General features: G+C 33.5%; 9 protein-coding genes. 7 read left to right on the forward strand and 2 right to left on the reverse strand.

Features of this window, described 5'->3' with window-relative positions:
* Positions 1 to 78: 78 nt before the first annotated feature.
* The 4 genes from ACUUYC_RS13345 (at position 79) to ACUUYC_RS13360 (ending at position 8,705) form a co-directional block, all read left to right on the forward strand.
* Positions 79 to 3,117, forward strand: coding sequence for a SusC/RagA family TonB-linked outer membrane protein (locus ACUUYC_RS13345; protein ID WP_474266416.1), 3,039 nt, complete (start codon positions 79 to 81; stop codon positions 3,115 to 3,117).
* 20 nt (positions 3,118 to 3,137) lie between these two features.
* Positions 3,138 to 4,679: a RagB/SusD family nutrient uptake outer membrane protein gene (locus ACUUYC_RS13350; protein ID WP_474266418.1), complete on the forward strand. Its 1,542-nt coding sequence runs from the start codon at positions 3,138 to 3,140 to the stop codon at positions 4,677 to 4,679.
* A gap of 228 nt (positions 4,680 to 4,907) precedes the next feature.
* Entirely contained in the window at positions 4,908 to 8,213 is a 3,306-nt protein-coding gene (locus ACUUYC_RS13355; protein ID WP_474266419.1) for a VCBS repeat-containing protein, read from the forward strand.
* Positions 8,214 to 8,249: 36 nt separating this feature from the next.
* Positions 8,250 to 8,705, forward strand: coding sequence for a GNAT family N-acetyltransferase (locus tag ACUUYC_RS13360; protein WP_474266420.1), 456 nt, complete (start codon positions 8,250 to 8,252; stop codon positions 8,703 to 8,705).
* A gap of 25 nt (positions 8,706 to 8,730) precedes the next feature.
* Here the strand turns inward: ACUUYC_RS13360 and ACUUYC_RS13365 are convergent, their stop codons facing one another.
* On the reverse strand, positions 8,731 to 9,354 hold the full coding sequence (locus ACUUYC_RS13365; RefSeq protein ID WP_474266422.1) for a TetR/AcrR family transcriptional regulator: 624 nt from the start codon (positions 9,352 to 9,354) through the stop codon (positions 8,731 to 8,733).
* 103 nt (positions 9,355 to 9,457) lie between these two features.
* Here ACUUYC_RS13365 and ACUUYC_RS13370 point away from each other — a divergent pair, with 103 nt between their 5' ends.
* The 3 genes from ACUUYC_RS13370 to ACUUYC_RS13380 all read left to right on the forward strand — a co-directional run bounded on the left by ACUUYC_RS13370 (position 9,458) and on the right by ACUUYC_RS13380 (position 11,083).
* Positions 9,458 to 9,952 carry a DUF2867 domain-containing protein gene (locus tag ACUUYC_RS13370; protein ID WP_474266423.1) on the forward strand — a complete coding sequence of 165 codons (495 nt, stop codon included), beginning with the start codon at positions 9,458 to 9,460 and terminating at the stop codon, positions 9,950 to 9,952.
* Positions 9,952 to 10,437 carry a hypothetical protein gene (locus tag ACUUYC_RS13375; RefSeq protein ID WP_474266424.1) on the forward strand — a complete coding sequence of 162 codons (486 nt, stop codon included), beginning with the start codon at positions 9,952 to 9,954 and terminating at the stop codon, positions 10,435 to 10,437. The genes ACUUYC_RS13370 and ACUUYC_RS13375 overlap by 1 nt, the downstream gene beginning before the upstream one ends.
* A gap of 64 nt (positions 10,438 to 10,501) precedes the next feature.
* Entirely contained in the window at positions 10,502 to 11,083 is a 582-nt protein-coding gene (locus ACUUYC_RS13380; RefSeq protein WP_474266425.1) for a hypothetical protein, read from the forward strand.
* A 22-nt stretch (positions 11,084 to 11,105) separates the two neighbouring features.
* Here ACUUYC_RS13380 and ACUUYC_RS13385 read toward each other — a convergent pair whose 3' ends face one another.
* The gene (locus ACUUYC_RS13385; protein ID WP_474266427.1) at positions 11,106 to 12,461 is read right to left on the reverse strand and encodes a GntP family permease; all 1,356 of its coding nucleotides are present in this window, start codon (positions 12,459 to 12,461) and stop codon (positions 11,106 to 11,108) included.
* Positions 12,462 to 12,466: the final 5 nt, after the last annotated feature.

The following is a 12,466-nucleotide window of genomic DNA, read 5'->3' on the forward strand; positions in this document are numbered from 1 at the left end:
AATAATTTTTCTCATCGTTTTTATTTTTTAAAATCAATATTCAAACAAAACAAACTAACTAACATTAAACCAATTTCTATGAAGATTATACCGCTAAAAAAGCTATTCTTTTTAATAGCCTTTCTCTATGGAAGCTTTTTACAAGCGCAAACTATCAAAGGGAAAGTAACAAGTGCTGACGGACCTTTACCCGGTGCAACAGTCGTAGTAAAAGGAACCGATAATGGTACATCAACAAACTTTGATGGTGATTACACACTAAACAACGTAGCTTCAGATGCAACATTAGTTGTAAGCTATGTTGGATATGTTGCACAGGAAGTTGCCGTAAATGGGCAAGCTACAGTAAATATTGCTTTGGTAGAAGATGCCGCAGCATTAGATGAAGTAATTGTTGTAGGATATGGTGCTAAAAAGAAAAGCTTAGTTACAGGAGCAATATCAAGTGTAAACAGTGAAGACATTAAAAGTGTTTCTAACCAACGTGTTGAACAAGCATTACAAGGTCGTACTTCTGGTGTTACCGTTTCTTCATCATCTGGTTCGCCAGGTTCAGGTGCTCGAATTAGAATTAGAGGAACAGGATCAAGTGGAAGCTCAGAACCTTTATTTATTGTAGATGGAATGAAAGTTTCTACCATTGATAACATTCCACCATCAGATATTGAAAACTTAGAAGTATTAAAAGATGCTGCTTCAGCTGCAATATATGGTACAGAAGGTGCAAATGGTGTAATCATCATTACAACTAAAAGTGGAAAAGGTAAAGGCATCAAAGTAAACTTTAATTCGCAAATTGGAGCTCAATTTTTACAAAGTGATATAGAGTTAATGAATGCGTCTGAGTTTGTAACATACATGAACGAAGCAGGAATTACTTCAGTAGTTGATAACGGAATTGATACCAATTGGATTGATGCATTATTTGGTACAGCTTTTATGCAACGTTATGACTTGAGTCTATCAGGAGAAGCTGCTAATATTGGATATTATTTCTCAGTAGCGCATACCGATCAAGATGGTATTGTAGCAAGAGAAAACTCTTCTTTTAAAAGAACATCATTTCGTTTAAACTTAAAAACGGAACTTACGGATTGGGTAGAAGTTGGTGCAAGTGCTACGGCTTCATTTATTAATAAACGAGGTGTTCAGGAAAACAATGATACACGTGGTGTAATACAAAATGCATTGGTATTAGATCCATTAACGCCAGTTAAGTATACATCCGAAGGAGGAATACCGCAAGAAGTAATTACTAGAGCAGCAGATAATGGATTCCCAGATGTACCATTACTAACGAGTAGTTATGGAGCCATATATGGATATCCAGTATATTCTACGGGAGAAACTATAAATCCGGTTGCATTGGCAGATGTAAACAGAACTTTAAATGAGAATAATCAATTTTTATCTACAATCTATGCGAAATTTAGCATCTTAGAAGGATTAAACTTCACTACTAGATTTGGATATGAGTACAGAGATTTTTTAAATCAAAATACAATTACACCATACTTCGTAGCTTCTGAATCGCAGAATACAACTTTTACAATGTCTGAGTCAAGAATACGCTCAAAAAGATGGTTGTGGGAAAACTTTGCTTCATATAAGAAATCATTTGATAATCATAACTTCTCTTTATTAGCAGGATATTCTGCGGAAGAAACTGAAATACCAACAGTTTTATCAAGAAGTGGATCTATCGGAATTCCTGACTTTACAGGATTCGATTTAGATTTACCAGGATATAATGTAGATGATAGAACAGCAAATATCAATACATTCAGAGACAACTTAGTTTCTATGTATAGTAGACTATCGTATGATTATGCAGGTAAATACTTGTTTGAAGCATCTATAAGACGTGATCGTTCTGACAAATTCCCAACAGCAAACAAAGCTGGTACATTCTCAGCATTCTCTGGAGGTTGGGTAGCGTCTAAAGAAGATTTCTGGAATCCAGATTCATTTGTAAACTACTTCAAAGTAAGAGGAAGTTGGGGACAAAATGGTAACAAATCTAATTTATCAGGAAATTCAGATCTTATTAGTATTACAAGAAACATTAATGGACAGCCAATTGATTACTTAGGTGTTGGAGGAGCACAAATTACAGGATTTGCAAACGCTAATTTAGTTTGGGAAACATCAACACAAACAAACTTTGGTGTTGACTTTAGAGCACTAAAAAACAAATTACGTTTCTCAGTTGATTACTACAAGAAAACAACAGAAGACTTAATTGTATCTGATGGTAGTTTAATTACACCAGGTTCAGCAGGATTTACATCTAATGAATTCAACGCAGGAACAATTGAAAACTCAGGTTTTGAATTTGAAGTAGGATACTCAAACAATGATAATGAATTCAAATATCAAATCAATGCAAACTTATCTACGTTAAAAAACGAAGTAACTGAAATCTTATTCTTACCTCAAGGAACATCAATCAAAGGTGCTGGAGCGCCACAAAATGATGATGGAATTACAAGATTTACAGAAGGTTTACCAGCATGGTACTTCTTCGGATACCAAACAAATGGAGTTGATCCAGCAACAGGAGAATTACAAAGAGTAGATACAGATGGTGACGGAAACGTTACAAATGCTGACAAAACATTTATCGGTTCACCACATCCAGATGTGTTATTTGGAGGAAACCTTGCGTTCCAATACAAAGCTTTTGACTTTAATTTACAATACCAGGGAACTCTTGGAAACGAAATCTTTACTTCGTACAACCAACCTTCTAGACCTATCACTAATAAACTTGTACATTATTTCGATGAAAGATGGCAAAACCCTGGTGATAATGCAACTTTTCCATCAGCTGCAACAATTACTGATTCGTACGATACTGACTTAATGGTAGAAGATGGTTCATACATGAGAATAAAGCAAATTCAATTTGGATATACTTTACCTCAAAGAATAACGGAAAAACTACACTTAAACAATCTAAGATTATACTTATCTTTAGATGACTACTTTACATTCACAAAATACAGAGGATTAGATCCTGAAATTGGAAACTTTGGATTTAATGATATTGGAGTAGATAGAGGTTATTATCCAACAGCAGCTAGAATGATTTTCGGATTAGCATTAGACTTTTAATCAAAAAAAACTTTTTGAAAATGAAAAAAAATATTTTTTTAACCGCAGTAATTTTATTTTTAGGAATAATTGCATGTAGTGATGACTTTACTACAAACGATCCTGAAAATGTAGAAGACCTAGAAACATTTTTCCAAGAGGAAGCAAATGTAGAAGCAGCCGTAATCGGTATCTATGATTTATTTCACTTAAACTATAGTAGAGATTGGCACAGTGCCTTTCTTGTAAAACTACTTCCTGGAGATGATGCAAATGCAGCTGGAGGTAACTCAAGTGATCAACCTCAATTGCAAGATATTGATGATTATGCAAATATCTCAACAGCTAACGGATCTATAGAAAGTGTATGGAATAACTTTTATAGTACTATTGCACTGTCTAACTTAGTAATTGAAAGCTTAAAGGAAAGTACTTTAAGTAACAAAGATAGAGCAACAGCTGAAGCTAAATTTATCAGAGCTTGGTGTTACTTTGAATTAACAACGATGTTTGGTGATGTACCATTACGATTAACATTGCCACAAGGAGCTGCCGATTTTGGATTAGGAAAATCAACAAGAGCAGAAATTTATGTGCAAGTTGAGTCAGACTTAACAGATGCAATCGCAAACTTACCTGCAAAATCAGCAGTAGCTGACGAATTCAGATTCTCAAAAGGAGCAGCTGAAGCATTAATGGGGAAAGTATTAGTATTCCAAGAAAGACACTCAGAAGCATTACCTTTCTTTCAGTCAGTAATTGGAAATCCATCTCACGATTTAGAAGCTACACCTGCTGATGTATGGACTCAAGCTAGTGAATTTGGAGAAGAATCTTTAGTGGAACTAGGTTTTGTTTCTACGTCTGGAAGAGACTGGGGAAATATTGCTTGGGGAGGAAGAAACGAAAGTAACTTACACATCCAATTAATGGGACCTAGAGGAGATGGAATCTTTGACGTAACAGGTACTGGATTATTAAATGGATGGGGATTCAACCTGCCAACTGCTAAACTTGCAAATGCATTTGATGCGGCCGGAGATACAAACAGAAAAGCTGCTACACTTCTTACAGAAGCTGAATTAATAGCTGCTGGAGGAAATGTTGATCCAACAAGTGCTACTGGTGGAGTTATCTGGGATTATGAAGGATCAATTAGAACAAAATATGCTTCAAGGTCAGAAGAAACAAGTTCTGATGGAGTTCGTGAATTAAACTACAGTACAAACTTTAGAATATTCCGTTATGCAGAAGTATTATTACTAGCTGCAGAAGCATACAACAAAGCTGGACAAGATGGAAATGCACGTACTGAATTAAATAAAGTTAGAAATAGAGCCGGATTGGCAGACGTTAGTATGTCACTAGCAGGAACCGATTTATTTGATGCTATTGTAGATGAAAAATTCTTAGAATTAGCACACGAAGGACAACGTTTTTGGGATTTAGTTCGTTGGGGAAGAGCAGCAACAGAATTAGCTGGAACTGGATATGCTTCTAAAAATGATTTATTCCCTATTCCTATTACAGAAATTGATAAAAATGGAGAATTGACAGTAGCTGATCAGAATCCTGGTTACTAAATAAATGTCAATTTTTATTAAATAGTACAATATTTGAATTGCTTTTAACAAAGCAGTGTGTTTAGCCATACTGCTTTGTTATTTTTAGTGAAACTCAATTTTGAGGAAACTTGTAAAGGAGAACTCAAAATAATATGTTGAACTAACTCCGTTGAAGAACGGAGTCTTTGGTTTAGGTTTTGTTTTAAAAACGTATTCCTATCTCATATAATCTAACCTAACTCACTAATGAAAAAACTTAGCAGAGTTTTTCTTGTTTTACTTCTCATCTACAGTTGTTCTCCCAAAAATGATACAACCGCTACTACAGATACGCTTTTTACAAAGCTAGACTCACACAAAACGAATGTCACGTTCAACAATAAATTGGTTGAAACAGATTCTCTAAACTACTTCAAATACACCTCAATTTACATGGGTGGAGGCGTCTCTGTTGGCGATATCAATAACGATGGTTTACCAGACCTATTCTTCACTGGAAATCAAGTGCAAAACAAACTATACCTAAATACAGGAAATCTAGAATTTAAAGATATAACTGAAAGCAGCAATGCTTTTGGAGACGAACGTTGGTATACTGGAACGACAATGGTAGACATAAATAATGATGGTTATTTAGACATCTACTGTTCGGTAGCAGGAAAAAGCGGAAACAAAAAAAATCAACTATTCATAAACAACAAAGACAACACATTTACTGAAGCTGCAGAAGCATATGGAATTGCTGATGAAGGAAACTCAATACAAGCAACTTTTTTCGATTATGACAATGACGGTGACTTAGATATGTATTTGGCAAACTATCCAATAGGACATCCTTCTACACCAAATATGATCTACAAAAATCGTATGGAAAACCCAAAAACGATTGAATCGGATAAACTATATAGAAACGATGGAAATACGTTTACAGATGTTTCTGAAGAAGCTGGTGTAAAAAACTATAGTTTCTCTATTGGAATCGCTGCTGCAGATATTAACAATGATGGCTGGTTGGATATATACGTTTCAAATGACTACAGTATTCCAGATTTCATGTACATCAACAATCAAGATGGAACGTTCAAGGAAGTGATCAAAGAAGCAACGAATCAAACGGCGTTTTACGGAATGGGCGTTGACATTGCAGACATTAACAATGATGGTTTCTTAGACATCTTTCAAGCTGATATGGACGCTGACAACAATCGTCGTCAAAAAGCGAATATGGCAAGCATGAATCCACGATTATTCTATGAAACGGTTCTGTACGGTTTTCATTATCAATACATGCACAACTGTATGCAACTCAATACTGGATTTATAGAAAACGGTGTGCCGAAATTTTCTAACATTTCTCGTTTAACAGGAACATCTTCAACCGATTGGAGTTGGGCGCCATTATTTGCTGATTTTGATAACGATTCACACAAAGACTTATTTGTAAGTAACGGAACGCGAAAAGAAATCAATAACAAAGATTTCTTTAAGAATATAGGAAAAGATGAATATGAAAAACTATCGCTTCTCGAAAAAAGTAAACTAATTCCAAGTGAAAAAATTGACAATTTCATATTCAAAAACTTAGGTGGATTAGAATTCAAAAAAACAAATCAAGATTGGGGAATTGAACACAAAGGATTTTCAAATGGTGCAGTCTACGCAGATTTAGACAATGATGGCGATTTAGAAATTATCATAAACAACATAGATGAAGAAGCTGTCATCTTTCAAAATAATGCTTCCAACATCAACAACTATCTAAAAGTTCAATTCAAAGGAAATAGTAAGAACAAATATGGTTTAGGTTCACGAGTTATTATACATTCAGATGGAAAACAACAAGTGCAAGAATTGACACTCACAAGAGGTTTTCAATCATCAGTTGCTCCTGAATTACATTTCGGATTGGAAAAAATAGCGCAAATTGACAGTCTTAAAGTCATTTGGAATGATGGTAAAATCTTCAAGCAAAACAATGTCAAAGCTAATCAAACACTCGTACTAGATCACAACGAAGCTACTTTTAAGCCTCAACACCAAAAACCAAATACCGAAAACCCAACAACTACATTATTCACAACTGACACAACACTTTCCAAAAGCATTAAACATCGTGAAAACGATCATGACGACTTTGCTACACAAGTATTATTACCGCATAAAATGTCTACACTTGGACCTGCGGTTGCGACTACGGATGTTAACAATGATGGTTTAGAAGATATCTTTGTAGGTGGATCTTTTGGAATGGCTGCAACATTATACATGCAAACTAAAAATGGTTTCAAACCACAAGAAACAACTGCTTTTGACATTGATAAAATCTCAGAAGATTCAGGTGCTTTATTCTTTGATCCAGATAAAGATGGTGATCAAGATTTGTATGTAGTAAGCGGCGGTTATGAATTTTCAAAAAACTCAAACTTCCTAAAAGATCGATTATATGTCAACAATGGAAATGGGCAATTTCAAAAAAGTGAAACGGCAATTCCTGAAAATAAAATCAGTGGTTCACGTATATATGAATTAGATTATAATAAAGATGGAAAACAAGATATATTGGTTTTAGGAAGACAAACGCCTGGCAAATATCCGTTTCCAACTTCAAGTTATCTATTGGAAAATAGATCTACAACTAATGAGGTGAAATTTGAAGATAACACTGAAACTGTAGCACCTTTCTTAGAAGAATTAGGAATGGCTACAAGCGCAATTGTTACAGACTTTAACAACGATTCTTGGGAAGATATCATTATTGTGGGCGAATGGATGCCAATTACTATTTTGCAAAACAACAACGGAGTTTTTGAAAATGTAACAGAGAAATTCGGGCTGAATAAAACTACAGGTTGGTGGTGGAGCATAAACAAAGGTGATTTTGACAATGATGGTGATGTAGATTATGTAATAGGAAACAACGGATTAAACTATAAATACAAAGCAACAGCAGACGAAACTTTTGATATCTATGTGGAAGATTTTGACCAAAATTCAAAAGAAGATATCGTATTAAGCTACTATGAAGATGGAGAACAATATCCGTTACGAGGTCGTCAATGTTCATCACAACAAGTTCCTGGGATAAAGCAAAAATTTAAAAACTACGACGAATTTTCAACAGCAACGCTTATTGATGTATATGGAGAGAAAAAATTAGAAAATGCATTGCATTATCAAGTGAAATCGTTTGCAAGTATCTATCTAGAAAATACAAAAACTGGTTTTAAAATTCATCAATTGGCAATGGAAGCACAGCTTTCTAGCATCAATCAAATATTGGTAGATGATTATGATAAAGATGGAAATTTAGATGTATTAATTGCAGGAAATTTATACAATTCAGAAGTAGAAACACCAAGAAATGACGGAAGTCATGGAGCATTCTTAAAAGGAAATGGAAAAGGAGAATTTCAATCAATCCCTGTTACACAAAGTGGATTTTATACATCTGGAGACGTAAAAGATTTGCAAACAATTACTATTGGAAATACATCTTATATTCTTTCTGTAAAGAACAATGACTACTTACAATTCATTAAATACAATCTGTAGCGAAAAGTAAAATCTTTTGTTTAGTTTTACAGGGAAATGATCAAAAAACTTCAACATACCAACTTAGCAATAGCTAAAAAAATACGTGCTGTATTTCAAGTGTCATACAAAGTGGAAGCGAAACTTTTAAAAGCAGTAAACTTTCCTCCATTGCAAAGACCTCTTGACAATTATATACAAAGTGACACTGACTTTTTTGGGTACTTTAAAGATGAAACATTAGCAGCTGTTGTTGAAATTATTCATACCGACTCGTACACGCACATTGCAAGCTTAGTTGTAGATCCACTTTTTTTTAGACAAGGAATCGCAAGCAAACTAATGAAATTTGTATTGGATAAATTCGATTCAACATTATTTATTGTTGAAACAGGATTAGACAATATGCCAGCTTCTACACTTTACAAGAAATTTGGTTTTATGGAAGTCAAACAATGGGACACAAATCATGGGATACGTAAAATAAAATTTGAGAAGCAAATAGAAGACTAACCTGAATGATGCATTCGTATTTGATTTACATCGATTTATAAATTTTTTGATATGCTTCTTGACCGATATCTGTTAAATACGGAAAAATCGTTTGATAAATCAGTTCAGTATACTGGAATACTACTTTTTGAGATATTTTTTTTGATTGGCTCATGACAGAAGACATCCAGAAATCACTCAAAATTTGAACTCTTAAGAACAAAAAATCATACTCATTTGGCAACATTTCTTTACGCATCAAATCATTTTGAATCAATACATTGGTAAAAGCTAAAAACTGAAGTTTTCTATTTTTCATCAATTCTTGATAATGTTCTCGTATCATGGCATACTGATTCATAACAGATGTAAAGTTTTGAAAAATAAATCGATACTCATAAAAACAAGTAACAATTACTTCTGTAATCTTAAAAAACTCTTCCAATTTATGATGCGATTCTGCACTGCGCGCAATTGCAGTATCTATAGTCGTAACTAACTGAAAATATAGCTCTTGAATAATATCTTCACGTTTCTTAAAATGATACTGAAGATTGCCAACACTCATGTTCAATGCATTGGAAATAGATCGTAACGAAACACGATCCAATCCATCAGTATTAAAAAGTAATAATGATTGCTTCAATATTTTCTGCTTAGTATTGCTCATATCCGCAAAACTAAAAAATATAGTACACTTGTCCTAATTCGTAAAAATTAGTACATTTGTACTAAATAATAATAAAGTGAAAATTTAATCAAATACTTTCAATATGAAAAAAGTAAAAGAAGAAGTGACACCTTCACGTTACTTAGAAGGAAAATTACTGGAACAAATTGATTTCTCAGATACTTTTTCGACTACAAATCATACAAACACGCTTCAAGAAATTACACATTTAATATTTAACAATTCACCAAAATGGGTTGAACGATTATTTATATTTAGAAATAAAATTGTAAAATTGATCGGGTTAAAAACAGGAATTCCACCAGATTATAATGAAGATTTTCGTGTTGGAGGTTATATTGCATTCTTCAAAATATTTTCTATTTCCACAAATGAAATTATTTTAGGTGCGAACGATTCACATCTAAATTTTAGAGCTGTTGTCGTAAACAGTGAAGAAAATTTTGATAATATCAAAGTAATTACGTTAGTTGAATATAATAACACAACGGGAAAAATATATATGAGTCTTGTAAAACCTTTTCACAGAATAGTAGTGAAGCGAATGGTTAAAAATGCTTATAAAAGTAATTCATAATGAACGTATTGAATGTACATAGACGAAATATACAAACGTCAAAACAAAAGATAATTACTGCACTAAAAACGCTTGCTACTGAAAATGATGAGGTTTGGCCAAAAGAAAAATGGCCAGCTATGAAATTTAAAGAAGGAGTAAAGGTTGGTGCAAAAGGCGGACACGGCGCCATTCGGTATACAATTGAAAAATATCAACCTGAAGAAATCATACAATTTCGATTCACCAATCCAAAAGGATTTGATGGAGTTCATAAGCTAGAACTAAAACAACTTGGAGTCAATCAAACAGAAATTATACATACTATACAAATGAAAACTTCTGGGAAAGCTACATTTTACTGGCTTTTTGCCATACGTTCTTTGCATGATGCTTTACTGGAAGATGCTTTTGATAAATTAGAAAACAATCTTACAAATACACAAAAGAAAAGCAATTGGAGCTTTTGGGTACGTACATTGAGAAAGTTGTACAAACTGATGTAATTGTATATAAATATGTATTTTAGCGATCACAATTATTCTTCAATATTTTTTAAACTGTTGTTAAATGAATAAACTAAAATCCTTTCAAGAAATTCTATCCGTTGGTTATATCTACTTAATCGCAATTGGAATTTTAAGTGAAACATTTTATTACAATCAAATAGGTGTTAATATCCTAAGTTATTCAGGTATTTTGGATGTGTTAATGAGTCCTATTGCAAAACTAACTTCTAGTATTATAACCTTAGTCGTATTTTTTGTAATACTACTTTTAGTGTTTCAACTCCCTAAATTTTTAGTAAAAAGAAGAGAAAAGAATTGGTTTAAAAAAGGTTTTAAACTGGAAGAAAATTTAACAAATATACAAGTTGAATCGGAGCTTTTAAAAAGGTTTTTATTCTTGCTTTCAGTCGGTTTATTTGGATTCTTTATAGGAACAGGAATTGGAAAAGGAATGAAAGCTTCTGATAGAATAGAAAGCAATGAAATTAAATATACAGATCATATAGTATTTATTGATGGAGATAAAATTGATGTGAAAATTATGGGCATCAATAGTAGTTATATTTTCTATCTAAAAAATGATAATAAAGCGGTTCAAATAACTCCAATCAGTAGTGTTGTAAAAAGTATTGAAAATAACTAAGACTAAAGTTGATAAAAGTTATCTAAAAAATCAACGAAAATATAGCAACTGTTACAAAACCAGTAAGCGCAAGTAAAGTAGTCATCATTGTCCAACTTTTAAAGGTTTCTTTTTCGGTCAAGCCTAAATACTTACTCACCAACCAAAAACCACTATCATTTACATGAGAAGCAATAGAAGCTCCTGAAGCAATTGCAATGACCAACAATGCTTTATCAATAGCCGAAATATCAACTGCTAACAAAGGCGCTGTAATTCCTGCTGCGGTAATCATGGCAACTGTTGCCGAACCTTGTAACAAACGTACAATAGCAGCCGCTAAAAACGAAAATAACAATATGCTAACACCTTTATCTGCAAAATAGTTGGCAAGCATCTCTCCAGTTCCAGTATTCACTAAAACCTGCTTAAAAACGCCTCCAGCTCCAGTTAGTAAAATAATGATTCCAGCTGGCCCCATAGATTTTGTAGTAATCGCTAAAAGTTTCTCTTTGGTAAAATTTCGGCGAATGCCTAAAAAATACCAAGCAATCAAATTTGCTAAAATCAACGCGGTAAACGGATGACCAATCATTCCCAACCAATCCTTAACTTCAACAGGAATGGTTTCTGGTTCAAACAAAGCACTATTCAAAACAGTATTACTTACAATTAATACAATTGGAATTCCAATAATGGCAAGAATCATGCGTACTGAAGGATAGTTTTTTACAGCTTCTTTAGTATCGTTTTCTTCAATTTCGGAAGCTGGTGCAGCTACAAAAATTTCGTTCGCGATATACTTTCCAAAAAGCGGTCCGCAAACAATCGCAGTCGGAATTCCCACTAAAAAACCAAACAAAATTACCCAACCTAAATCTGCCTTTAAAATATCTGCTACGGCAACTGGCCCAGGTGTTGGTGGAATAAAGGCATGTGTAATTGCCAAACCTGCTAATAACGGAATAGCATACAATAACAATGATTTTTTTGTTTTTCGCTGTAGCGAATAGAGTAGTGGTACTAAAATGATAAATGCGACATCAAAAAATACAGGAATTGCAATAAAAAAACCTGTGACAACCATTGACCAAGAAGCATTCTTTTCTCCAAATTTTTCTAACAAATATGAAGCCAATGCTTTTGCACCGCCTGAATGCTCCAAAATAGCGCCAAACATAGCGCCCAAACCAACAACAACGGCTACAAAACCAAGCGTATCTCCCATACCTTGTTTCATAGTTGTAATAATAGCTGCTGGTTGCATTCCTGAAATAATTCCCACAGCAATACTCGCAATTAACAACGCAACAAATGCTTGAATTTTAAGTCTAAGAATTAAAAATAATAAAATGGAAATACCGATAAATACTGCTGAAATTAAAGAATAGTCGATCATAGTTG

The organism is Kordia sp. E (assembly GCF_056033805.1).

Coding starts and splice junctions, on each gene's coding strand:
- ACUUYC_RS13345 (WP_474266416.1), top strand. CDS start 79: ATGAAGATTATACCGCTAAAAAAGCTATTCTTTTTAATAGCCTTTCTC.
- ACUUYC_RS13350 (WP_474266418.1), top strand. CDS start 3,138: ATGAAAAAAAATATTTTTTTAACCGCAGTAATTTTATTTTTAGGAATA.
- ACUUYC_RS13355 (WP_474266419.1), top strand. CDS start 4,908: ATGAAAAAACTTAGCAGAGTTTTTCTTGTTTTACTTCTCATCTACAGT.
- ACUUYC_RS13360 (WP_474266420.1), top strand. CDS start 8,250: ATGATCAAAAAACTTCAACATACCAACTTAGCAATAGCTAAAAAAATA.
- ACUUYC_RS13365 (WP_474266422.1), bottom strand. CDS start 9,354: ATGAGCAATACTAAGCAGAAAATATTGAAGCAATCATTATTACTTTTT.
- ACUUYC_RS13370 (WP_474266423.1), top strand. CDS start 9,458: ATGAAAAAAGTAAAAGAAGAAGTGACACCTTCACGTTACTTAGAAGGA.
- ACUUYC_RS13375 (WP_474266424.1), top strand. CDS start 9,952: ATGAACGTATTGAATGTACATAGACGAAATATACAAACGTCAAAACAA.
- ACUUYC_RS13380 (WP_474266425.1), top strand. CDS start 10,502: ATGAATAAACTAAAATCCTTTCAAGAAATTCTATCCGTTGGTTATATC.
- ACUUYC_RS13385 (WP_474266427.1), bottom strand. CDS start 12,461: ATGATCGACTATTCTTTAATTTCAGCAGTATTTATCGGTATTTCCATT.